The organism is Bacteroidota bacterium (assembly GCA_017303905.1).
Classification (GTDB): domain Bacteria; phylum Bacteroidota; class Bacteroidia; order B-17B0; family Aurantibacillaceae; genus JAHEYG01.
In genome coordinates, this window is the sequence record JAFLBH010000001.1 from 1313191 (window position 1) to 1335547 (window position 22357).

The window sequence follows — 22357 nt, forward strand, 5'->3', positions numbered from 1 at the left end:
ATGGCAAAAGATACACAATTAGATTTATGGGAAGTGTTTATTCAAAGTAAATCAGGTCTCCCATATGTGCATGCAGGAAGCGTACATGCTTCGGATGCAAAAATGGCAATGCAAAATGCGCGCGATACTTATACAAGAAGAGGTGAAGGAACAAGTATTTGGTTATTGCCTTCAAAAAACATAGTAGCCTCAAATCCGGATGATAACGAAATGTTATTCGATCCATCCAATGATAAGGTATACCGTCACCCGACTTTTTACGTAATGCCGGAAGGCGCAAAAAATATTTAAACTCATTATTATGACACAGAAAGAAGCTTTATTTCAATATTGTTTAAGATTAGGGGATAATGCCTTAATACTTGGACATCGTTTATCAGAATGGTGCAGTCGCGCGCCGTTTATCGAGGAGGATTTAGCATTAACCAATATGTCTTTGGATATGATTGGTCGCGCTCAAGCATTATTAAAGTATGCCGCAGAAGTGGAAGGCAGTGGTAAAACAGAAGATGATTTAGCGTATCGCCGTCCTGAGCCAAAATATTTTAATCATTTAATTACAGAACAACCTAATGGTGATTTTGCGCACACCATCGCGCGTCAATTGTATATTTCAACTTTCGAATATTATTTCTATTCGGATTTAGAGAAAAGCAAAGACAAAACTTTGGCGGCTATAGCTTCAAAGGCTATTAAGGAAGTGAAATATCATTTGCAGCATGCCGCCGACTGGACTATCCGTTTAGGAGATGGAACAGAGGAGAGTCGTAACCGCATGCAAAAGGCAATTAGCGATTTGTGGATGTGGTCTGGCGAATTGTTTGAAATGGATGAAGTAGAAAATTCATTGTTAAAAGATGGTATTGCCGTTGACTTGATTCCGATTAAAGCATTATGGTCGAATCATATTAAACAAGTATTAACCGAGGCTACATTAAATATGCCGGAGGAAGATTACATGCAAACCGGAAGCCGCAAAGGAATTCATACCGAAAATCTCGGACATATTTTATCCGAAATGCAATATTTACAAAGAGCATATCCCGACGCGAAATGGTAACTCAGCAAGTAGATACACAACAGGTGTTTGATTGGATTTCGGATATTCCGGATCCCGAAATACCTGTTATTTCTATTAAAGATCTTGGAATGCTCAGACATGTGGAGTACGATAGCAATAACTATGTTGTTACGATTACACCTACTTATACGGCTTGTCCTGCCATGAAGATGATTGAGGACGAAATTCTCGAGAAACTTCATCAACATAACATCGATAATGTAAAGGTTAAGTTAACGTATGAACCGGCATGGACAACTGATTGGTTAACTGAGGAAGCAAAACTGAAAATGAAAAATTACGGTATTGCCCCTCCGCAACATAGTTCTTGCAGTAAATTATTTAGTACTGCCGAAACAGTTGTTTGTCCGCGTTGTAATTCTAAACACACCGAAATGATTAGCCGTTTCGGTTCTACGGCATGTAAATCGCTTTATAAATGTGTAGATTGTAAAGAGCCCTTTGAGCATTTTAAATGCCATTAGCTATTAGTGTTTGTGTAAAAGGTGGGTTTTGCCCGCCTTTTTTATTTAGGTGCTTGTAAATTTTAACACAATTTTTAAGAGTTGTGTGACCTTTGTCACACAATTTACCTTGTTTGCTTCCGACATTTGTACTGTGAAAGCGGAGATAATTAGAAAATACAAAGGAAGTTTGATAGGTATGGCCATTGGGGCAATTGCCGGTTGGGCTTACTACTATTTTATAGGTTGTAGTAGTGGCTCCTGTGCAATTGCCTCGAATTGGCAAATTGCCGTTCCGTATGGCGCTGTCATGGGGCTCTTAATGGCCGGTATAGTAAAAAAGGAAGAAGTCAAAAAAGCTTAAAACCATTTTTTATGAAAATAGCAGAAACAGTTTATTCGATGGCGCTAAACAAATGTGCGCGTTGTCACCAAGGTGATGTGTTTAAATCAAAAAATCCTTATGATTTAACTTCGATGTTTGAAATGCATGAGACCTGTTCTCATTGTGGTTTAAAATATCAAAAGGAACCAAGCTTTTTTTACGGGGCCATGTATGTTTCTTACGCATTAACATCCGGATGGTTTATTGTTTGGTTTGTTCTGCAGAACTATGTTTTAAATTGGGATTTGCTGAATTTTGCCATTTTTATGGTAGCAACTATCATTGCACTTAGTCCTTTAAGTTTACGTTGGTCGCGTTTAATTTGGTTAAATTTCTTTTATAAATACGATAAAAAGTACAGCAAAAAAATAAACGCAAATCAATTGAGTTATGATAGATAGTATTAAAAGTTTTTTAGGTTTGGGTCCGAAAGCGAATTACAGGGAGCTTATTGAAAACGGCGCACAAATAATTGATGTAAGAACACGTGGTGAATATGCATCCGGACATATAAAAGGAAGTATTAATATCCCGTTGAATGAATTAAGCACGCAAATAAAAAAATTAAAAAAAGATAAAGCTATCATCACATGCTGTGCCAGTGGTATGAGAAGCGCTTCAGCGAAAGCGCAATTGAAATCTTTGGGTTTTGAAGAGGTTCATAATGGCGGCGGATGGTATAGCTTGCAAAATAAAATTTAAATAATGAAGGATATGATTTTAAATAATTGGAATGCCTGGAGAATCATCCGTTTGGTATTATCCATTGTGTTTGTGGTGGCTGGGTTTATGAACGCGGATTATTTTTTAGCAGCCGGTGGAGGATTTATTTTCTTTCAGGCCTTATTTAATACCGGTTGTTGCGCAATGGGTAATTGCGCGGATGGATCTTGTGAAGTGAAATATGAAAAAGTAAAATCAAAATAAAATGTCGTTTTCAGAATTAATAAAATCAGATAAACCCGTTTTGGTTGATTTTTTTGCAACCTGGTGCGGACCATGTAAAACCATGACTCCTATTTTAAGTCAGGTGAAGACGAAAATGGGAGATAAGGCTAATATCATTAAAGTGGATGTTGACCAAAATCCTTCGGCGGCACAGGCCTACCAAGTGAGTGGGGTTCCTACCCTTATCGTATTTAAAAACGGACAAATTGTTTGGCGTCAATCCGGTGTGGTTGGTCCCGACCAGTTGGTTAACGTTTTAAATTCGTATATTTAATGTATGAAAAAGATAATAGTATTAAGCTTCATTCTAGTGGCAGTTATCACTTCATCGTTTATTCTTTCTTCCAATACGCAGGAAGAAAAAGGATTAACTCTTGAGCAATACAATGAAAAGGTTGCCAACAAGGAGAAAATCGTTTTGGTTTATTTTAACGCCGATTGGTGCGTGCCTTGTATTAAACTCAAACCTATTATAGAGCAAATTGAATCGGAAGAAAAGGAAAGAGCAGTTATTTTAAAGTTAAATGTAGATGATAATAAGGATATCGCTACGCATTTCGAGATAAATACCCTCCCGCAATTTTACATTTACCGAAACGGTAAAATAGCCTGGCAGTATACAGGTATCTTGAACAAAAAGGAATTATCTGACAAGATTAATCTTTACAAGTATCAGTAATTTTATTTGCCGGTACTGATCTAAATCATTTTTATTTATTGGCGATTAATTCACCTTTGATAGGTAAAATTTAGCATTATGCCTATCTATCAAAAACACGGTATTATCCCAAATAAACGCCACGTTGTATTTCGTAGCAAAAAGGGTGATTTATACCATGAAGAGCTTTTCGGGACGGAAGGTTTTTCTAGCACTTCTTCATTGGTATATCATTTAAATCCGCCAACTATGGTGAAGGAATTAGGCAAGCCGCATTGGGCAAGACCTGAAGCCGCCATAGAAGACAACTTGAAGGCGTTGAGCTTCATGGGTTATGATGTGGAACCAGAGAAGGATTATTTACAGAGCAGAAAAACATTTTTCTTCAACGATGACATGCAAATTGGAATGGCTTGTCCGAGCGAAAGCATGAATGATTATTTCTTCAAAAACGCAGATTCGGATGAGATGTTGTTTATTCATAAGGGAAGCGGCCGTTGTAAAACCATGTACGGTACAGTTGATTTTGAGTACGGAGATTATGTAATTATCCCACGCGGTACGGTTTATAAATTGGAATTTGATACCAACGAGAATAAGATATTATTTGTTGAATCACACAGTCCGATCAGAACGCCTAAACGTTACCGCAATGAATTCGGTCAACTTTTAGAGCACTCTCCATTCTGCGAGCGCGATTTTAAATTGCCTTACAATTTTGAAACCCATGATGAGCATGGTGATTTTAAAATCATGATTAAGAAGCGCGGATTGATTTATCCTTATGTATACGAAACGCATCCTTTTGATTTGGTAGGATGGGATGGATACAGTTATCCTTATGCATTCTCCATTTTTAATTTTGAGCCAATTACCGGACGAATTCACATGCCTCCTCCAATTCATCAGCAATTTGAAGGAAGAAATTTTGTGATTTGTTCGTTTGTGCCTCGTTTATATGATTATCATCCGGAGGCTATTCCTGCGCCTTATCACCACAGTAATATTGATGCTGATGAAATTCTTTATTATGTGGATGGTGATTTCATGAGCCGCAATAATATTCAGCAAGGACAATTCACCTTGCATCCTGCAGGTATTCCTCACGGTCCGCACCCTGGTGCAATTGAAAGAAGCATTGGAAAGAAGGAAACAAAAGAGCTGGCAGTAATGATTGATCCGTTTAATCCGTTAAAAATTACTACTGAAGCCATGAAATATGAAGTAAAGGATTATTATAAATCCTGGATGACAAAACCTCAATTAACTCACTAAAAAATTTATTACGATGATCACAAAAGATTTAACCAAAGTAAAAAATTACGATTATTCGGGAGAAAAAGTATTTGAGAAGGCACAAGACTTTTTACCGATTAATGGAACAGACTACGTTGAACTGTATGTTGGTAACGCTAAGCAAGCAGCTCATTTTTATAAAACAGCTTTAGGTTTTCAGGAATTAGCTTATGCCGGATTAGAAACCGGTTCTCGGGACAGAGTGTCTTACGTACTGGTGCAAGATAAAATTCGCTTGGTGTTAACCTCACCATTCGATCCTAACAGTGAAATTTCTCATCATATCCGCATGCATGGTGATGGTGTAAAAGTAATCGCACTTTGGGTGGATGATGCGCGCAAAGCTTTTGAAGAAACCACGAAGCGCGGTGCAAAGCCATATATGGAACCAATTGTTACAAAGGATGAGAACGGAGAAATTGTTCGTTCAGGTATTCATACTTACGGTGAAACAGTGCACGTTTTTGTGGAGCGAAAAAATTATAAAGGTGTATTTATGCCGGGTTATGTAAAATGGGAAACAGAATACCATCCAACACCAACCGGATTAAAATACATCGATCACATGGTAGGTAATGTGGAGTTAGGTGCCATGAATAAATGGTCGACATTTTATGCTGATGTAATGGGCTTCGCGAATTTAATCACATTCGATGATAAGGATATTTCTACCGAATATACCGCGCTCATGAGTAAAGTAATGACAAACGGTAACGGAAGAATTAAATTCCCTATCAATGAACCGGCAAAAGGAAAAAAGAAATCACAGGTAGAAGAGTACCTGGATTTTTATCACGGTCCGGGTTGCCAGCACATTGCTGTAGCAACAGATGATATTGTATTTACGATTTCAGAAATGCGTAAACGCGGTGTTGAATTTTTATATGTTCCCGGAACTTATTACGATACTGTAAAAGACCGTGTAGGAATTATTGAAGAAGACATGGAAGTGTTGAAGAAATGGGGAATTATGGTAGATAGAGACGAAGACGGATATCTGTTACAGATTTTCACAAAACCTGTAGAAGACCGCCCGACTTTATTCTTTGAAATTATACAACGTAAGGGAGCAAAATCCTTTGGAAAAGGAAACTTCCAGGCTTTATTTGAATCCATAGAAGCAGAGCAAGCAAGAAGAGGCACTCTGTAATTTAATCATCTGCGTCATTGCGAGATAAATCCGATTTGTTAGTGTGTGTTGGGTTTATTAAGCAATGACGTTTTTATTTTAAGCTATGAATGTTATTCCACCAATTAATTTTAAAAAATGGATTGATGAAAACCGTCATCTGTTAAAACCGCCTGTAGGAAACCAGGTGGTGTATAAAGACAGTGAATTTATTGTCATGGTTGTTGGCGGTCCGAATGCCCGCAAAGAATTTCATTACAATGAAGGAGAAGAGTTCTTTTATCAAATCGAAGGCGATATGACACTGCCTATCCGTGAAAACGGTAAGGTGAGAAATATTGAAATAAAGGAGGGAGAAATATTTTTATTACCACCTCGTGTGGAGCACTCTCCGCAGCGTTATCCTAATACAGTTGGATTAGTTATTGAAAGACAAAGAAAGCCGCATGAACTGGATGCCTGCACCTGGTATTGCGAGAAATGCAATAATGAATTATTTAAAGCACAGTTTCATTTGGGAGATATTGTTGACCAACTCCCGCAGTTGATGCAAAAATATTATGATGATATTTCATTGCGGACCTGTAAAAAATGTGGCACTGTCATGGAAATACCAAAACTTAAAGAAGAAAAACAACACGCATGAAACAAGCAACCATCATTGGTTCGGGTTTAGTGGGCTCTTTATGGGCCATATATCTTTCCCGCGCCGGATATAAAGTAAAAGTATTTGAAAGAAGAAGCGATTTACGTAAAGCGAATATTTCTGCCGGTAAGTCTATCAACCTCGCCACTTCCTACCGCGGCTGGAAAGCTTTGGATGAAGTTGGTATAGGAGATGAGATCAGAAAAATAGCAATTCCGATGTACGGAAGAACTATGCATAATGATGATGGCGAAAAAACCTATCAGCCTTACGGTATTAATGAACAAGCGATATTTTCAGTTTCCAGAGGGGAAATTAATGCTAAGCTCATGGATATTGCCGAACAAAAAGGTGCGGAGATATTTTTTAATGAAGAATGTACGGGCGCTGATTTGAAAAACGGTATTGTGTATTTAAAGAATTCTGAAACAGGAAAAGTTTCAGAAGTAAAATCGGATGTGGTGTTTGGGACGGATGGTGCTTTTTCATCCATTCGTTATAACGCAATGCAGAAACTGGATAAGTTTGATTACAGTCAGAAATACATTGAAGATGGTTATCGCGAAATTTTATTGCCCGCAAATAAGGATGGAAGTTATAAATTAGAAAAGAACACACTGCATATTTGGCCACGTGGTCGTTTTATGCTCATTGCCTTACCGAATTTTGATGGTTCGTTTACTTGTACCTTGTTTATGCCTTTTGATGGGCACAAGCATTGCTTCAATAATTTAACCAGTAAACATAAAGTAGAAGACTTTTTTAAAACTGTATTCCCTGATTTTTTCAAATTGATGCCAAATATAGCGGATGCCTGGGAAGATCATCCTTTGTCTTCATTGGCCATTGTTCGTTGTTTCCCTTGGACGCACGGTAAAACGGCTTTAATGGGCGATGCGGCGCATGCTACTGTACCTTTTTTCGGACAAGGTATGAATTGTGGCTTTGAAGATTGTTCAGTGATGTATGGATTGATGAAAAAGCATGGAGAAAATTGGGAGGAGGTATTTAAAGAATATGAGAAGTTGCGTAAGCCGAATGGAGACGCAGTTCAGGATTTATCTCTACTTAATTATATTGTGATGCGCGATAAAGTGGCCGATCCGCAATATTTGCTACAACAGAAAGTGGAAAGGCGTATGAATGAATTATATCCGGATAAATATTTTCCGATGTATTCCATGGTATCGTTTAGAGATATTGAGTATCAGACCGCTTTGAAAAAGGGACAGGAACAGGATAAAATTATTGCCGAACAAATGGTGAAATTTAAAATTAATTCCTCATCTTCACAGGAAGAAATTGATGCGATGATTCATCAATTTTTTAATGTTAAAGTCAAATAAAAATTTTTTATGAGTCAGAAGAGAGAAGAAATATTAAACCGGATGGAGGCCAAGTTTAAGGCCATCGATCAGGACACCGATGTGCATTTGGAAGGTTTGGTTTGGGCCAAACCAATTACCTATTGGGATTATATTCAAACGGAAGCTTTATTGGGTTTACAAATCCAGCGTACGACTTTACCGGATGAAATGGTGTTTATCATGTATCATCAGATTAACGAATTGTTATTTAAGATGATTTTATGGGAAGCCGATCAGGTATGTTCCGGTGAAAATATCTCTGCAGCCTTCTTCTCTGAGAAATTAATGCGCATCAGCCGTTATTTCGACATGCTTTCTTCTTCATTTAGCATTATGCAGCATGGTATGGAGGTAGAGCAATATATGAAATTCCGTAATACGCTTACGCCGGCTAGCGGTTTCCAAAGCGCACAATACCGTTTAATTGAGTTTGCATCTACGGAGTTAATTAACCTTATCGATTACCGTTTCCGCGCTACAATCGATCGTAATACGCCTTATGAGCATGCCTATAATCATTTATACTGGCAGGCTGCAGGTAAAGATCACGCTACCGGAAAGAAGAATACTCTAATTACTAATTTTGAGAAAAAATACAAGGACTTCTTCATACGTAAAATGGAGGAGTACAATACGACTAATTTATATACCGTTTATAAAAAGCTTCCTGACGCGGTAAAGAATGATGTAGGCTTGATAAACGCTATGCGACATTATGATCATACAGTGAATGTTCGTTGGGTTATGGCGCACTATCATGCGGCTGAGCATTATTTAGAGAGTGGAGGAAAGAAAGCAGAGGCAACAGGTGGAAGTGATTGGAAAAAGTATATGCATCCGCGTTACCAGCGTAGAATTTTCTTCCCGGATTTATGGACAGAAGAAGAAATGAAAAATTGGGGCGTGGATAATTTGGAATCGATAGCAAAGTTAAGTTCTCCAATTAAAAAATAAATTATTATACTATAAGAAACAAAAAGCCCCGAGGTTTGCACTCGGGGCTTTTTTTATGATTTTAATTTATATTATAGATTCACTAATAAAAGTAAAGCGTTTAACACGGTTGTAATACAGAAAGTATTAAACAACCATTTAATAGGAGCTTGTCCGATAGCGGCAACGTTATTTGCCATAGCAGCCGACATACAAACGGCTAATTGCCAAATTGGAGCATCATTTTCAAAAATCTGCATAGCGGTTAAACCGCCTAAAATACTTCCGATAGTAATCGTCATACTGATTAAACCAAAATAGCTAAAGTTTAATTTCTTTAAAAAAGCATCGTATGCACCTTGAGTTTTAGATTCGCTGATGCTTTCGCTGTAAGATTTTGTGATTGTTGCCATAGTATTGTGTTTTTATAGGTTTGTATTATTTTCCTAATACAAATGTCACCAATAGCAACGCGATGAAGAATGATGGAGGTCAGTTCAGGAAACTGATTTTTGTCAGTTTTCTATACGTCACCCGCAAAAGCCAAAACATGTCCATCTGAATCAGCAACATAGCCGACTACATGTCCCCAATCACGAACCTTGGGAAGGCTAATCAGTAGAGCGCCGGCAGTTATAGCGCGATTAAAATATTCCTGATAGGCCGGGTCTTTGAGATAGAGTTCACAGCGTGGTACACCCTTGGCTAAAGATGGATGAGGCATTATCGGACAAATTATTTTAGCAATTCCCGAGTCGGGCATTAATCCAAGTTTCGTAGATTCACCCAATTCAAATTCAACCATTCCAGGCACGTCTAAGGAAGGTAATTGGTTTAACGCAAAACTGTAGAAGGTTTTGCTTTTCTCAAGATTACTAACATATAAGATGAATTCTGTTTCCATGTTTAAATATAAAAAAGGGCCGCGAATAATCGCAGCCCTCTATCCAAATAAACCACATAATAAATTACATCCACTTAGCTAAAAAAGCATTCAGTTCCTTACGCAATTCATTAAATACCTTATCAAAAGATGTATAACTATCGCGCATTTTTGGATGGTCGTTTACCTTACGGTGGTCAACAGCCGTTGGGTTTTCATTGACCCTGTTTTCTAAATAGTTTTCATGATCTTTAATGCTATGGCATAGTTCGTCAATGTTATTACGTTGAATAATAAGTTGGTTCTGGAAATGTTCGATTTGTTTTAACACTTCGGGAGATGAATTTTTAGAAGCTACTTCAGAAATACGGTTTTGCATTACTTTAATTTCGTCTTTATAAAAGGCCAAATTATTTAACCATTCTTTATGCTCTTCATGAAGTTCATAGATTTTTTTCGTTTCCATTCTATATTGTTTTTAGGTTATTAACTACTCCACAAATCTGCAACATAATGGACGCTGAACTTATGATAAAGATCACCTTTTAGTTTGATTATGCTCACGCTTTTTGTATATTTAATAAATCAACTTTGTAAAACCTTTACCAATGGAAATTAGTATAAAATATTATGCAGTAGAGTTAATTCTCCGCGTTTTTTGCGGGGTTATTTTTATGTTTCAGGGATACGATAAAATATTTAATGTAAAAATTCGGGGTGTGATTGAAACATTCCGATATGAAGCGCAGCAAAAGAACATACCTTCTTTTTTGTTGACGTTTTCAGCTTATTATACTTCCTATGTAGAGTTTTTCGGCGGACTGTTGTTAATTCTGGGTTTGTTTAAAAATTACGCATTAAGTTTATTAGGATTAGATTTAGTAATGGTAGCCATCGCATTTTCCTATTTGAAACCAATGTGGGATATGCGATTTGTTTTTCCGAGAATAATTCTGGTAAGTATCCTATTGATATTACCAACACGGTGGGCTTATTTTAGTTTAGATCATTTATTAAGAATATTATTAGCTAAATAAGTATGAAAAAGATAAAAAGTACAAAAACGATTTTAGTGGGTATTGATTATACCAAATCATCCGACAACGCATTAAATTATGCTGCCCTTTTAGCAAAACGAAATAAGGCTTCCATAATGCTTTTCCATATTTATGAAACGCCGGTTATTCATACTTATTCAGGAGCTTATTTTATTTCTTATAAAGAGATGCAGGGATTTAATATGGCTCGTTTGAATAAGTATAAATCGAAGGTGGAAGAAAAGCATCCTGGCATTACATTTGAAACCTTTTCAACCTATAAGTCTTTTAAGGCAGGGGTAAGTGATTTGATTAAAAGCAGGAAAGTACATTACGTTGTACTCGGACTCGAGTCAAAATCTAAGTTCTCTAAATTTATTTATGGCACTACCGGATTGGAAGTAGCAGGAAAAATCAGTTGTCCGGTTATTATAGTACCGGAGCGATACAAGGATCATCGCTTAAATAAAATGGTGTTGGCTATTGATAATCAAAAAACACTTGAAACCAAGTTGATGCAAAAGGTAAAGGACTTTTCGAAAAACTTCAAAGCTGATTTGAGTGCCTTACATGTAAAAACAGAAAATGAGTTCATGCTCATTCCACATAAGAAATCTGAGAACGCAAACAAAAAATGGAAAGTTAACACGGTGGAAGCAAAGGATTTTGAAAGCGGTTTATTTGCTTATGTGAAAAGCAACAAAGTAGATTTAATAACCCTTATCAGTCATTCACATTCACTGATGTATAATTTATTTAACGAGTCAAATACTAAACAAATAGCATTTAAAACTAAAGTGCCAATAATGTCAATACACGATTAATTTATAAAATAAAAGAACTATGATTATAAATATCACCAATAACAAAACAATAGAAGAGTTGCAAGCGGATTTCAATAATGAATTCCCATACTTGAAGATTCAGTTTTTTAAGCATAGTCATAAGATGTTTAAGGGCAGCGATAAAAAGGAATTAATTCCTATCAGTACTACTATTGGCGCATTAAAACATCATAATGGTGCTATTGAGATAAGCGATAATATGACGGTAAGTGATCTTGAGACTATGTTCAAACAAAAGCTTGGATTAAATGTACAAGTATTCCGTAAATCAGGAAGAAGCTGGTTGGAAACTACTGTAACCGATAACTGGACACTAAGAAAACAAAATGATGAAGGCAAGGAATTAAGTGTACTTGAAATTTAGTCCTTAACAGGTTTTCTACCTAAAAAAATTGTAATAGTTTTTATTCATTAAGTTTAGTTTTAGTATTTCTCCAAATCAAATCTTTATAGTTTCTTCTTTGAATCAAATCATAAGCGCCATCTTTGTTTAACAAGAAGAAACGTTCTCCCTCTTCATCTTTGAAGAAGAACCTTCCGTTTTTATCAATAGGAAACATTTGACGTGGAATACCACCATTTTTGTGGCTCATTAATTTATTGTTGTCTAAGTAAATTTTTATATAAGAATTTTCTGATAATTGATAAGTACCTTCATATTGTTTAAGTAATTCTGCATAAACGACACAAACAGCCGGGTCGATGGGAATTTCGTAATATTCAAAAACTTTAAGCTTCCAAACCTTATTTATTTTTTCAAAATAGTTGGTAGTTCTGAATTTTGTATCCATAATCTGTCCGAAAATTTTAAGATGTTCATCAGCTATGAATGTTGCAAATGCTGAATTTCCATTTATATAGATCTTTAAATCCTTTACATCAATGCTGAATTCTCTGCCTGTGCTTGGCGGGTGTAATTCTGATACAAGCTCTTCTCGTGAGTAAAGCTTACCATCGCGATTTATCATTACACCATCTACGTTCATATACTTCATCCAAATACTTTTATCACCAGTGGTAACTGCAGTTTCCAATTCTGTAATCATAGTTGCAAGAATCGTACTGTCGGTGTCGTTTGATGCTAGTGTGCTCAGAGTAATAAATAAAGGAAATAGAGCGCTCAAAGGTTTAATTATTTTTCTCATCGTCTTTTTTTCAAATGTAGTTTTGATTAAAAGACAGGTTAACACCCTTTTTGGGTGATTTGTTTTTTAACGGAAATAAATACCCCAAAGTGGGCTACCCCAAATTTCGGTATAAATGATAAAGGTTGGATGTTATGGTACTTATTACAGTATTGCTTTGCTAAGCCTTTAATTTCTTTAGCTTTTCATAGTTCGTAATAGTGATATTACTGCTTTTCACTTCAATTAATTTTTCTTCTTTAAAATCACTTAAAGTTCTGATTAAAGACTCCGTAGCTGTTCCAACTATGTTCGCTAAATCTTCACGCGAAATGGAAATATTGAATTTCTCTTCCGGTTGTTTATTGTAGCGGTCGTAAAGAGTTACAAGCGCGTTGGCAACACGTTTTCTAACCGAGCTATAGGCCAGGTTTACCAGTTGATTTTCTTTTTCAATAATATTATCACTCAACATTTTGATGAATTTCTTCATCACACCGGCGTTATTATAAATCAGAGAATAAAAATCTTCCTTCGGAATTAATAATACATCACTGTCTTCCAATGCCTCAGCATTTTCAGCAAAAGGTAAATCCTCCAATAAGGCAATGTAACCAAAGAAATCACCTTCCTTATATAAGTTTGTTATAAATTCCTTTCCGTATTCGTGCGATTTGAAAGTTTTTACTTTCCCTTTTGCCAGGAAGTAAAGAAAATTAGGGGAGCTACCTTCGTTAAAAATAATTTCTTTTTTCTTGAAGGATTTTATACGACGGTCATTTGATAATTTTTTTAATTCTTCAATGTTTTTAATGTCGTCGAAGAATTTGTTAACGCCATCTACATTATTAGAAAATTCATTCTTAAGAAGCTCGGCTTTTTTCAGGCGACTTTCTACAGCACGTAATAACTCTACATCATCAAAAGGTTTGGTGATATAATCATCAGCCCCCATCTCCATACCTTTTCTGAAATCACCACGTTCGGTTTTTGCTGTTAAAAATATAAATGGAATGGTTGATGTTTCTGTGTTTTTAGATAACATATGAATTACGCCATAACCATCTAATACAGGCATCATAATGTCACAAATAATTAAATCGGGTTTGTTAGCCTGCGCTAATTCCACACCAATTTTACCGTTTTCCGCTTGTAATACTTTGAAATTAGCGAGTTCCAGAATTTCAGCTGTATTTTCTCTTACTTCAACGTTATCTTCAATTAATAAAATGGTTTTCATAATTATTTTGTGTTTTATATTTTTTGATACGGTATGTCGATTATAAATGTTGTTCCGATATTTAATTCGCTATTGAAATCAATCTTACCTTTCATTTCTTCAATATATTTGGCAACGATACTCAATCCTAAGCCGGTACCCTGAATGTTTGTAGCGTTTTTTGCGCGGTAGAAACGTTCAAATAGATTGTTTTGTTCTTCTTTAGGGATTCCTATGCCCTGATCTTTTACTTCAATGTGAACAGCGTTATTTTCATTGGAGATGAAAACCGAAATAATTTTGTCTTCTAATGAAAATTTGATAGCATTTGAAATAAGGTTAATGAAGATGTTACGCATCATTTGCTTATCAAGATACACAATTTCACTACCCAAAAAAGTAAAGTCAATTTTTTGGTTTGGCTTTAATAAACCGCTTAATTCATTAATGATTTCATTAACGAGTTGTTTTAAATCAAATTCTACCGGTGAAGCTGCAACCTTTCCTGCTTCCAGTTTTTCGGCCGATAAAAAATCATTAAGTATAAGGGTCATGTTGGTTACGGCCGATTTAACGCGATCAACATGTTTATTTCTTTTTTGATCCTCATCTTCTGTTTTGTACTTACTAATTAGCGATACAGATGAGAGAATAGTACTTAAAGGAGTGCGAAACTCGTGCGAAGCCATAGTAACAAATCGCGACTTCAAATCATTCAGTTCTTTTTCTTTTTCTAAAGCTTTGCTTAATTGTTCTTTCGATTGCTCAAGTTCTTTGAGCGCTTCCTGCAATACTTTAGTTCGTTCACTTACCTTTTGTTCCAGCTCAATGTTAACTCTTTTAATTTTTTCTTGAGCAGCAAGTCGCTCAGAAATATCAATGATGAAAGCGACAACACGCATTTCATTATCTTGAACAAAGTGGGTTAAACTAATCTCTACAGGAAACTCAGTGCCATCTTTTCTTTTCGCCATTAAGGCTATATCCTGACCCATTGATCGTGAGTGAGGATTTTTGTTGAACTTTTCGCGATGACCCTGATGTCTGTGTGTTAAATGATCCGGTATCAAATTTTCAACTGTTTTACCAATTAACTCTCCTTTATTATATCCAAACAAACGTTCGGAACTCGGATTGGCTTTGGTAATAACACCTTTTTTATCGGTGATGATAATGCCTTCAGTAGCAAATTCAAATAAAGCATTAAGGCTTTCCATTTCTTTTTTCTTATCCGAATTCAAGATAGGCATTTTTTTAAAATTAACTAAGCAAGGTAACCGGATTAGTTAATCTCAAAAATGATTTAGGTCAGGAATGCCTGTATTGAAGTATAAGTAATTGTAATAAAACGAGATAAAAATGTTGGAGCGAATGTTTTCTATGCCTAATGCTAGTATTAAACTAAGGTAAAACCTTCCGATTTACGGGGTATAATTACCAAGGGGAAACCTCTCTCCATCAAAGTCTTTTTAAATTCAACTTTTGAATCTTCTTCGCCATGCACTAAAAACAAGGTTTTAATTTTTGATTTATCCTGGCAAGACATGAAATTAATAAGTTCTTCATAATCGGCATGCGCGCTATAGGAAGAAATTACTTCAACATCCGCATTTACGGTAATGTCATCGCCAAATATTCTAACTTGTTTATTTCCGTCTATTAGCTTACCACCTAAAGTATAAGGCGGACAATAACCAACAATTAAGAGTGTGTTCTTTTTATAAGGTAATGTGTGTTTTAAATGGTGTTTGATTCTTCCGGCATCCATCATTCCGGAAGCAGAGATAATAATACATGGTTCAGATGATTCATTTAAAGCTATCGAATCTTCTTTATCGGTAACATATTTTAAACCTTCAAATCCAAACGGATCTTCATCGGTTTTCAAATGTTCCTGCACTTGATTATTCAAACTTTTTACATAACGACGCATGATATTCGTTGCACTTGTTGATAACGGACTATCCACATACACTTTAATTTTCGGTAGCAATCCTTTATCATACATTTTATCGAGGGCATACACAATTTCCTGAGTTCTCCCCAAGCTAAAGGCCGGAATAATCAATTTTCCTTTTTTCTCAATGCAGGTATAGCGTACGCAATTCAACAAACGTAATTGAGCATCGTCTATTTTATCGTGTAATTTACTTCCGTAAGTGCTTTCACAAATTAAATAATCTGTCTGCGGAAACGGTTGCGGGTCGTGCATTAATAAATCATTGTAACGACCAACATCACCGCTGAATGTAAGTCGCGTTGTTCTTTCGCCATCCTGAAGTTTAATATTTACAACAGCACTTCCTAAAATGTGACCGGCATCCGTAAACATAAAGCTGACTTCATCATTCAAATTATATTCTGAATTATACGGAACCGATTTAAAATGACGCATGCATTTTTCAACATCCTTTGTAGTATAGCTTGGCTTCAATAATGGTTTTCCTTCCTTAGCTCTGCGTTTATTTACAAAAGCAATATCGTTTTCTTGAATCTTTGCGCTATCCATCAACAATACTTCACAAATATCAATGGTTGCAGGTGTACAATAAATACTCCCGTTAAACCCCTGTTTAACCAACAAAGGCAAATTGCCGGAGTGGTCGATATGCGCGTGTGATAAAATAACTGTATCAACTTGCGCCGGATCAAAACCAAAGTGTGTATTTAAATCACCCGTTTCTTTTCCTAAGCCCTGATATAATCCGCAGTCTAATAATATCTGAACTCCTTTAGTGGTAGTTAGTAAATGTTTGCTGCCCGTTACGGTTTCAGTAGCTCCAAAAAATTGAATTTGCATAGTACAGATATTAATAACCAAAAATGTCTTTTAGGGTGAGTTCTTTTACTTCACCATATTTACTTAGAGTTTGAAAATCGATTTTATCTTTTCTTCCAACAACTAATACAGTTACGGGTTTGTTTTTGATAATTGTTTCCTGAAATTTAGCCATTTCATCAAAACTCATATTACTAACTTTTTCGAAAATTTCTTTCCGAACGTCAGTCTTATTGCCAAACTTCACAGCTTCTTCATAGTTGAATAGAATTCCTGATTTGGTAATTCTTTCCGAACGTATTTCCTGAAGCACAACTTCTTTAGCTGAATTAAAGGATACATCCGCTTTTGGCATTTCATTCAGTAAATCGCTCATGCCTTTTAAAGCTTCAGCTAATTTATCTGCCTGTGAGCCGATGTAAGAATAATTTACATAGCGACGTTTAGGTGTGTTTGGTTTTAAATAGGTGGAGTATGCTGAATAAGCCAAGGCTTTAGATTCTCTTAAATCCTGGAACACAACACTACTCATTCCACCACCGAAGTAGTTATTGTATAATGTTATCTGAGGTAATTTGGAAGCATCGTAATTTTCACCTTTGCTAATCATTACAATTTCTGCTTGCTTCATGTCAAAATCAACAAAATAAACTTTATTACCTAATTCTTCTTCTTTAAAAACTACCTCAGATGGAATAGGCTTTAATGTTGCCGGTACTTTATGAAGTGAGTTCAATTTGTTGCTTACAGATTGCATTTCATCCGGCCCATAATATAAAACGCGATGACTAAAGCTAGTGAGGTTTTTTATATTATCTGTTACTTGGTCAACCGTCACTTTTCTCATTTCGTCAGGACTTAATTTATAAGTGAAACGATTAATGGGACCATTAACTGCATAATTGTAAAGACCTTCTCTTAAAATTACCATTTTATTAGATTTAGCATCTTCGCGTTTCTTAATTATGTCAGATACCAGATTGTCAAGCGATTCTTGTTTTAAAACCGGATTCATCAGAACGTCTTCAAATAGTTTCACGGCCTTCTCGAAATTTTCACTCAATCCGTTTAGGCTTACCCACATTTGATCTTCGCTTACATAAATATCAAACGAACAACCTAGTTTGTACAGCTCTTCTTTAACTTGAGCAGCAGTTAAATCTTTTGTTCCGCAAAAAGGAACACTCTCTACCGTAATGCGTAAATTTTTATCGTGATTACTGCCCATGTCAAAAGCATAATACATTTCAAACGTAAGGTTCTCGGTATTCTTATTATAAAAAACCGGAATACCCGAGTTTAATTTAGTTTTTTGGATGTCTTTATCGTAATCAATATAGCGGGGTTCAATTGGTTTGGTTGGGCTTGTTAAAATCGAATTGACAAATGGAGAGGAATTATCTCTGTCTACTTCAACAGGTGTAATAGCAGGCTTCTCTACTTTCTCCACATTCTTATCTTCGCCTTTACGTTTGAAAACAACCACATAATTGTTAGTGTTGTAGTTTTTCTTTACGAAATCCATCACCTCTTGCTTAGTAATTTTGGATAAGCGCTCGGTTGTATTCACTGCTTGTTGCCATTTGATATTGTTTTTAAATGCATTCAACATAGTAAACGAACGCGACATATTGTTCTCGAGTTCTTTCGTCTTTTGAAGTTTATAATCGGTGATGATAGCTTTTAATAACCAATCACTGAATTGGCCTTTCTTTAATTTCTCCAGTTGTTCTAAAATCAAACGCTCAACTTCTTCTAAAGATTGACCTTCCTTTGGATTGCCATATAGGATATGTGTAGCATAGTCTTTTAGTATATAAGGAAACCCTCCGGAACCAATTACTTTCTGTGCCTGATTTAAATTTAAATCAAATAAACCTGCTTTTCCATTACTAAGAATAGAGTTGACAATAGTAATCATGTCGGCATCACGAGTGCCTGCTCCGTCAAAACGCCAGGCCATTGCTAAATTTTCTGCTTCGGGTCCGTAAACTTCCTTAACTATTTTAGACGTAATGGGAGCCTCCTTAACATATTTATAGGGCTCTACCGGTTTACTTGCAAAAACATTAAAGTGTTTTTCGATATCTTTTATCGTTTGATCCGGATCAAAATCACCCGACATGATGATGGCCATGTTATTCGGAACATAATTTTTATTGTAGTACTTCATAATTTCTTTCATTGAAGGATTCTTCAAATGATCGATTGTACCAATGGGTGTTTGAGTTCCATATGTGTGTTTTTGAAATAAACTCGACATCATGGCTTCCCAGGCTTTATCATTGTCATTATCCAGGCCACGATTTTTTTCTTCGTAAACCGCTTCTAATTCCGTGTGAAATAATCTCAAAACCGGTTTTCTGAAGCGCTCTGCTTCAATCTTCAGCCAATTTTCGATTTGATTATTCGGGATATCGTTAATGTATACCGTTTCATCAAAGGAAGTAAATGCGTTTGTGTTTTGAGCGCCGATGCCTGCCACCATTTTGTCATATTCATTGGCAATGGCATATTTCGCCGCTAATCCCGAAATACTGTCAATTTGATGGTAAATTTCTTTACGCTTCTTTTCGTCTTTTGTCACGCGATATACTTCGTATAAATCTTCTACTTGTTTGATAAGTGCGCCTTCTTTTGCAAAATCTTTTGTACCGAATTTGTCGGTGCCTTTAAATAGCATGTGTTCGAGATAATGCGCAAGACCGGTAGCATTGGCCGGATCGTTTTTACTTCCTGCTTTTACCGCAATCATCGTTTGAATGCGAGGTGCATTTTTGTAAACCGACATGTATACCTTCATGCCGTTACTTAAAGTGTAGATGCGTGTTTTTAAAGGATCATTGGGTACACTTTCGTAATTGGTAACTACTTCTTTTTCTGCCGGCGCATCATTTACGATTACAGCGGGAGGCGTATTTAATGGTTTTTTTTGTGCGTAATTAATTCCAACGCATAAAACAAACGCGAGTAGTAAATTAAATTTATTTTTCATACTAGTTAAATATGGATTAATAATCGAGTTCTAAATCAAAGCGTTTTTTTAATTCCAATAAAGCCGGATTTTTCTCGGCAAGGAATTTGAATTTGTCGCTTGGTTTGTAAACTTTGGCGGTGCTTACCGGCGCTTCTTCTATACGAATATCAAGCCCAACCGTATTGTTTGATAACTGCTGACGAATGTTATCTAAAAATTCCTGACGCACATTGGTAAGAATTTCTTTTTGCGCTTCATTATGAATAAACATGATAGCCAAATTGGTATCCGTAAGTTCAATTCGGGCCGTTGTTAATGTTGTGTATAACTGTCGGTTACCCGCGGCATTTTTTGCATTTGCAAATTCATGAATAGCTTTTTGAAGCTCTTCAAAATTGAACGATTTGTTTTCAAAAGCTACTTCTGCCGTATTGCCGCCGCTGTCGGTAGCAACTACCGAATTATTCTTAATGGCTTCACTTAAGCTAAACTGAGCTTTTATTTTTAATTCTGAAAAAGGAACAACCGGTTTATCGGTGGTTTTGACGATTTTTTCAGGGCTTGCACTTAATACAGGCTTCGTGGTAGCAGCATTGTTAACCGTGACATTTTGCTGAAATACGGGCTCTAACTCATTTTTTTTTTCCGCATCCATATTTTGTGCGGTGTTGATATAAGCCATTTGCATTAAAGTCATCTCTACTAAGAGACGTGGATTTTTTGCCGACTTATAATTTACATCTGTTTTACTGATAAGCGCCAAACACTTTAGCAAAAACGGTAAAGAGCATCGCGTAGCTTGTTCGGCATATTTTGGTTTAAGATTGTCGCTGATTTCAAGCAACTGCACTGTTTGTGAATCTCGGCTTACCATTACATTACGTAAATGTTCTCCTAAGCCAATTAAAAAGTTATGCGCGTCGAATCCTTTTTTAAGAATGTCATCGAACGTGAGCATAATCTCAGGAAGTTTTTGATTCAGTAGAAAATCAGTGATCTTAAAATAATAATCGAAATCAAGAACGTGTAAATTCTCAACAACTGTTTTATACGTTAAATGATTTCCGGTAAAGGCAACCATTTGATCAAATATAGAACAAGCATCGCGCAAACCTCCATCCGCTTTTTGTGCAATCACATGTAAAGCCTCAGGTTCAAAAGATACATTCTCGGTTTTTGCAATATGCGCTAAGTGGTTCGAGATATCTTCATTCTTAATTCGGTTAAAATTAAAAACCTGACAGCGTGAAAGAATAGTTGGAATAATTTTATGCTTCTCAGTAGTCGCTAAAATAAATTTAGCGTGCTTGGGCGGTTCCTCTAATGTTTTCAGAAACGCATTAAAAGCCGCGGTAGATAACATGTGCACCTCGTCGATGATATACACCTTGTATTCGCCTAATTGTGGCGCGAAACGAACCTGATCTACGAGGTTACGGATATCTTCTACCGAGTTATTCGAAGCAGCATCTAATTCGTAAACGTTTAAGGATTGTCCGCTGTTAAACGATTGACACGATTCGCACTTATCACAAGCTTCTCCTTCCGGAGTTATATTGAAGCAATTGATGGTTTTTGCGAAAATACGGGCACAGGTTGTTTTTCCTACACCACGCGGACCGCAAAACAAATAAGCCTGAGCTAATTGTTTATGAGCAATGGCATTTTTTAAAGTATTGGTAATATGAGATTGACCTACAACAGTATTAAAATGTTGTGGACGATACTTTCGGGCCGATACAATAAATGCTTCCATCAGGATTATAAAAATACTATTTAACCGCTAATAAATGAGGTGAAAGGGAGGATTAAAAAAGGTTAAATTATCCACAAAAAGTTAATAAATAATTCACTAAAGCTTAATTTAGCGGAGACTGAAGTATTTAAAATTCATAACCGTTTTTTTAGTTGGTTTTTCAACCGCGTTTTCCCAGCAACTCATTAAAGGTAAGGTGGTAGAGGGCGACAGCTCCACCGTTATGCCGTTTGTTTATATTATCAATAAAAGCTCCGGTAACGGAACTATGAGTGATAATTCCGGAAATTTTTATTTGAGAACAAATGTAAATGATACCTTGATGGTTTCGTTTGTTGGTTATGTACGCTTAAAATTGCCTGTTTCTCAATTGAAGTTGGATGCGAATGGCGAAGTGAAAATCGTGATGAAGCGTATCGCTTATGCTTTAGGTCCGATTACGGTTACAACTTTCAAAATCAAACCTTATGAGAGAGAGAAAATGCAGAAAGTGATTGAGGATGCTAAAATTAAGCCCGTTAACGCCATGAGCAGTCCGATTACTGCTTTATATGATCAATTCAGTAAGCGCGGAAAAGAACAGAGAAAATTGGCTGCTATATTTGAGCAGGTTTTCATCGATGAGCAAGTGAATCAAAAATTAAATCCCGAAATTTTAAGAAAGCTAACAGGGGATGAAACAATAGATTATGAGAAATTCAGAAAGTATTGTTTCAGTCTCACCGATTACTATATTCTCAACCATGATGGATATGACCTCTATTACAAAGTGATGGAGTGTTATTATCGATGGAAAGACGAAGGCCGATAGGGATTAGCACGACTAAAATAAGGCTGAATTCACGCTTTTT

At 36.1% G+C, this 22357-nt stretch carries 27 protein-coding genes; 18 read left to right on the plus strand and 9 right to left on the minus strand.

Features of this window, described 5'->3' with window-relative positions:
* From paaB to J0L69_05600, 14 genes are all read left to right on the plus strand, one after another.
* The gene (gene paaB, locus J0L69_05535) at positions 1–291 is read left to right on the plus strand and encodes a 1,2-phenylacetyl-CoA epoxidase subunit B (protein MBN8692636.1); all 291 of its coding nucleotides are present in this window, start codon (positions 1–3) and stop codon (positions 289–291) included.
* A 10-nt stretch (positions 292–301) separates the two neighbouring features.
* A complete protein-coding gene (paaC, locus tag J0L69_05540) occupies positions 302–1060 on the plus strand; it encodes a phenylacetate-CoA oxygenase subunit PaaC (protein ID MBN8692637.1) in 759 nt (252 codons plus the stop codon).
* Entirely contained in the window at positions 1054–1545 is a 492-nt protein-coding gene (paaJ, locus tag J0L69_05545; GenBank protein MBN8692638.1) for a phenylacetate-CoA oxygenase subunit PaaJ, read from the plus strand. The genes paaC and paaJ overlap by 7 nt, the downstream gene beginning before the upstream one ends.
* Positions 1546–1678: 133 nt before the next feature.
* Positions 1679–1888: a hypothetical protein gene (locus J0L69_05550; GenBank protein ID MBN8692639.1), complete on the plus strand. Its 210-nt coding sequence runs from the start codon at positions 1679–1681 to the stop codon at positions 1886–1888.
* 11 nt (positions 1889–1899) lie between these two features.
* Positions 1900–2310 (plus strand): DUF983 domain-containing protein, encoded by a 411-nt coding sequence (locus J0L69_05555; GenBank protein MBN8692640.1) that lies wholly within the window; start codon positions 1900–1902, stop codon positions 2308–2310.
* Positions 2300–2611, plus strand: coding sequence for a rhodanese-like domain-containing protein (locus J0L69_05560; GenBank protein MBN8692641.1), 312 nt, complete (start codon positions 2300–2302; stop codon positions 2609–2611). The genes J0L69_05555 and J0L69_05560 overlap by 11 nt, the downstream gene beginning before the upstream one ends.
* Positions 2612–2614: 3 nt before the next feature.
* Positions 2615–2836, plus strand: coding sequence for a hypothetical protein (locus J0L69_05565; protein MBN8692642.1), 222 nt, complete (start codon positions 2615–2617; stop codon positions 2834–2836).
* Position 2837: 1 nt separating this feature from the next.
* Positions 2838–3131, plus strand: coding sequence for a thioredoxin (gene trxA / locus J0L69_05570; GenBank protein ID MBN8692643.1), 294 nt, complete (start codon positions 2838–2840; stop codon positions 3129–3131).
* Between the two features lie 3 nt (positions 3132–3134).
* On the plus strand, positions 3135–3536 hold the full coding sequence (locus tag J0L69_05575; protein ID MBN8692644.1) for a thioredoxin family protein: 402 nt from the start codon (positions 3135–3137) through the stop codon (positions 3534–3536).
* A 78-nt stretch (positions 3537–3614) separates the two neighbouring features.
* Positions 3615–4790, plus strand: coding sequence for a homogentisate 1,2-dioxygenase (locus J0L69_05580; protein ID MBN8692645.1), 1176 nt, complete (start codon positions 3615–3617; stop codon positions 4788–4790).
* Between the two features lie 13 nt (positions 4791–4803).
* The gene (hppD, locus tag J0L69_05585) at positions 4804–5961 is read left to right on the plus strand and encodes a 4-hydroxyphenylpyruvate dioxygenase (protein ID MBN8692646.1); all 1158 of its coding nucleotides are present in this window, start codon (positions 4804–4806) and stop codon (positions 5959–5961) included.
* Positions 5962–6046: 85 nt separating this feature from the next.
* Positions 6047–6586: a 3-hydroxyanthranilate 3,4-dioxygenase gene (locus tag J0L69_05590; protein MBN8692647.1), complete on the plus strand. Its 540-nt coding sequence runs from the start codon at positions 6047–6049 to the stop codon at positions 6584–6586.
* Positions 6583–7932 carry an FAD-dependent monooxygenase gene (locus J0L69_05595; protein MBN8692648.1) on the plus strand — a complete coding sequence of 450 codons (1350 nt, stop codon included), beginning with the start codon at positions 6583–6585 and terminating at the stop codon, positions 7930–7932. Before J0L69_05590 ends, J0L69_05595 begins: the two co-directional genes overlap by 4 nt.
* Before the next feature lie 9 nt (positions 7933–7941).
* Entirely contained in the window at positions 7942–8907 is a 966-nt protein-coding gene (locus tag J0L69_05600; protein ID MBN8692649.1) for a tryptophan 2,3-dioxygenase, read from the plus strand.
* A gap of 71 nt (positions 8908–8978) precedes the next feature.
* Here J0L69_05600 and J0L69_05605 read toward each other — a convergent pair whose 3' ends face one another.
* The 3 genes from J0L69_05605 to J0L69_05615 form a co-directional block, all read right to left on the minus strand.
* Entirely contained in the window at positions 8979–9299 is a 321-nt protein-coding gene (locus tag J0L69_05605; GenBank protein ID MBN8692650.1) for a hypothetical protein, read from the minus strand.
* A gap of 110 nt (positions 9300–9409) precedes the next feature.
* Complete coding sequence (locus tag J0L69_05610; protein MBN8692651.1) at positions 9410–9790, minus strand: lactoylglutathione lyase; 381 nt, start codon at positions 9788–9790, stop codon at positions 9410–9412.
* 64 nt (positions 9791–9854) lie between these two features.
* Positions 9855–10235, minus strand: coding sequence for a hypothetical protein (locus tag J0L69_05615; protein ID MBN8692652.1), 381 nt, complete (start codon positions 10233–10235; stop codon positions 9855–9857).
* Between the two features lie 142 nt (positions 10236–10377).
* On the opposite strand from J0L69_05615, the gene J0L69_05620 reads away from it, so the two are divergent.
* The 3 genes from J0L69_05620 to J0L69_05630 are packed head-to-tail and all read left to right on the plus strand — an operon-like array spanning position 10378 to position 12015.
* Positions 10378–10806: a DoxX family membrane protein gene (locus J0L69_05620; GenBank protein MBN8692653.1), complete on the plus strand. Its 429-nt coding sequence runs from the start codon at positions 10378–10380 to the stop codon at positions 10804–10806.
* A 2-nt stretch (positions 10807–10808) separates the two neighbouring features.
* The gene (locus J0L69_05625; protein MBN8692654.1) at positions 10809–11630 is read left to right on the plus strand and encodes a universal stress protein; all 822 of its coding nucleotides are present in this window, start codon (positions 10809–10811) and stop codon (positions 11628–11630) included.
* A 19-nt stretch (positions 11631–11649) separates the two neighbouring features.
* On the plus strand, positions 11650–12015 hold the full coding sequence (locus J0L69_05630) for a hypothetical protein (protein ID MBN8692655.1): 366 nt from the start codon (positions 11650–11652) through the stop codon (positions 12013–12015).
* 40 nt (positions 12016–12055) lie between these two features.
* Here J0L69_05630 and J0L69_05635 read toward each other — a convergent pair whose 3' ends face one another.
* From J0L69_05635 to J0L69_05660, 6 genes are all read right to left on the minus strand, one after another.
* Positions 12056–12796: a nuclear transport factor 2 family protein gene (locus J0L69_05635; protein MBN8692656.1), complete on the minus strand. Its 741-nt coding sequence runs from the start codon at positions 12794–12796 to the stop codon at positions 12056–12058.
* Between the two features lie 160 nt (positions 12797–12956).
* Positions 12957–14015: a response regulator gene (locus tag J0L69_05640; GenBank protein MBN8692657.1), complete on the minus strand. Its 1059-nt coding sequence runs from the start codon at positions 14013–14015 to the stop codon at positions 12957–12959.
* A 14-nt stretch (positions 14016–14029) separates the two neighbouring features.
* Complete coding sequence (locus tag J0L69_05645; GenBank protein ID MBN8692658.1) at positions 14030–15244, minus strand: PAS domain-containing sensor histidine kinase; 1215 nt, start codon at positions 15242–15244, stop codon at positions 14030–14032.
* A gap of 146 nt (positions 15245–15390) precedes the next feature.
* A complete protein-coding gene (locus J0L69_05650; GenBank protein ID MBN8692659.1) occupies positions 15391–16794 on the minus strand; it encodes an MBL fold metallo-hydrolase in 1404 nt (467 codons plus the stop codon).
* Between the two features lie 10 nt (positions 16795–16804).
* On the minus strand, positions 16805–19768 hold the full coding sequence (locus J0L69_05655) for an insulinase family protein (GenBank protein MBN8692660.1): 2964 nt from the start codon (positions 19766–19768) through the stop codon (positions 16805–16807).
* Between the two features lie 16 nt (positions 19769–19784).
* On the minus strand, positions 19785–21506 hold the full coding sequence (locus J0L69_05660) for a DNA polymerase III subunit gamma/tau (GenBank protein MBN8692661.1): 1722 nt from the start codon (positions 21504–21506) through the stop codon (positions 19785–19787).
* Between the two features lie 223 nt (positions 21507–21729).
* On the opposite strand from J0L69_05660, the gene J0L69_05665 reads away from it, so the two are divergent.
* The gene (locus tag J0L69_05665) at positions 21730–22317 is read left to right on the plus strand and encodes a hypothetical protein (protein MBN8692662.1); all 588 of its coding nucleotides are present in this window, start codon (positions 21730–21732) and stop codon (positions 22315–22317) included.
* The last annotated feature ends 40 nt before the right edge of the window (positions 22318–22357 follow it).

Bases quoted from the DNA above. Each gene is read 5' to 3' on its own strand.
- paaB (MBN8692636.1), top strand. From the start codon at position 1: ATGGCAAAAGATACACAATTAGATTTATGGGAAGTGTTTATTCAAAGT.
- paaC (MBN8692637.1), top strand. From the start codon at position 302: ATGACACAGAAAGAAGCTTTATTTCAATATTGTTTAAGATTAGGGGAT.
- paaJ (MBN8692638.1), top strand. From the start codon at position 1,054: ATGGTAACTCAGCAAGTAGATACACAACAGGTGTTTGATTGGATTTCG.
- J0L69_05555 (MBN8692640.1), top strand. From the start codon at position 1,900: ATGAAAATAGCAGAAACAGTTTATTCGATGGCGCTAAACAAATGTGCG.
- J0L69_05560 (MBN8692641.1), top strand. From the start codon at position 2,300: ATGATAGATAGTATTAAAAGTTTTTTAGGTTTGGGTCCGAAAGCGAAT.
- J0L69_05565 (MBN8692642.1), top strand. From the start codon at position 2,615: ATGAAGGATATGATTTTAAATAATTGGAATGCCTGGAGAATCATCCGT.
- trxA (MBN8692643.1), top strand. From the start codon at position 2,838: ATGTCGTTTTCAGAATTAATAAAATCAGATAAACCCGTTTTGGTTGAT.
- J0L69_05575 (MBN8692644.1), top strand. From the start codon at position 3,135: ATGAAAAAGATAATAGTATTAAGCTTCATTCTAGTGGCAGTTATCACT.
- J0L69_05580 (MBN8692645.1), top strand. From the start codon at position 3,615: ATGCCTATCTATCAAAAACACGGTATTATCCCAAATAAACGCCACGTT.
- hppD (MBN8692646.1), top strand. From the start codon at position 4,804: ATGATCACAAAAGATTTAACCAAAGTAAAAAATTACGATTATTCGGGA.
- J0L69_05590 (MBN8692647.1), top strand. From the start codon at position 6,047: ATGAATGTTATTCCACCAATTAATTTTAAAAAATGGATTGATGAAAAC.
- J0L69_05595 (MBN8692648.1), top strand. From the start codon at position 6,583: ATGAAACAAGCAACCATCATTGGTTCGGGTTTAGTGGGCTCTTTATGG.
- J0L69_05600 (MBN8692649.1), top strand. From the start codon at position 7,942: ATGAGTCAGAAGAGAGAAGAAATATTAAACCGGATGGAGGCCAAGTTT.
- J0L69_05605 (MBN8692650.1), bottom strand. From the start codon at position 9,299: ATGGCAACAATCACAAAATCTTACAGCGAAAGCATCAGCGAATCTAAA.
- J0L69_05610 (MBN8692651.1), bottom strand. From the start codon at position 9,790: ATGGAAACAGAATTCATCTTATATGTTAGTAATCTTGAGAAAAGCAAA.
- J0L69_05615 (MBN8692652.1), bottom strand. From the start codon at position 10,235: ATGGAAACGAAAAAAATCTATGAACTTCATGAAGAGCATAAAGAATGG.
- J0L69_05620 (MBN8692653.1), top strand. From the start codon at position 10,378: ATGGAAATTAGTATAAAATATTATGCAGTAGAGTTAATTCTCCGCGTT.
- J0L69_05625 (MBN8692654.1), top strand. From the start codon at position 10,809: ATGAAAAAGATAAAAAGTACAAAAACGATTTTAGTGGGTATTGATTAT.
- J0L69_05630 (MBN8692655.1), top strand. From the start codon at position 11,650: ATGATTATAAATATCACCAATAACAAAACAATAGAAGAGTTGCAAGCG.
- J0L69_05635 (MBN8692656.1), bottom strand. From the start codon at position 12,796: ATGAGAAAAATAATTAAACCTTTGAGCGCTCTATTTCCTTTATTTATT.
- J0L69_05640 (MBN8692657.1), bottom strand. From the start codon at position 14,015: ATGAAAACCATTTTATTAATTGAAGATAACGTTGAAGTAAGAGAAAAT.
- J0L69_05645 (MBN8692658.1), bottom strand. From the start codon at position 15,244: ATGCCTATCTTGAATTCGGATAAGAAAAAAGAAATGGAAAGCCTTAAT.
- J0L69_05650 (MBN8692659.1), bottom strand. From the start codon at position 16,794: ATGCAAATTCAATTTTTTGGAGCTACTGAAACCGTAACGGGCAGCAAA.
- J0L69_05655 (MBN8692660.1), bottom strand. From the start codon at position 19,768: ATGAAAAATAAATTTAATTTACTACTCGCGTTTGTTTTATGCGTTGGA.
- J0L69_05660 (MBN8692661.1), bottom strand. From the start codon at position 21,506: ATGGAAGCATTTATTGTATCGGCCCGAAAGTATCGTCCACAACATTTT.
- J0L69_05665 (MBN8692662.1), top strand. From the start codon at position 21,730: ATGCCGTTTGTTTATATTATCAATAAAAGCTCCGGTAACGGAACTATG.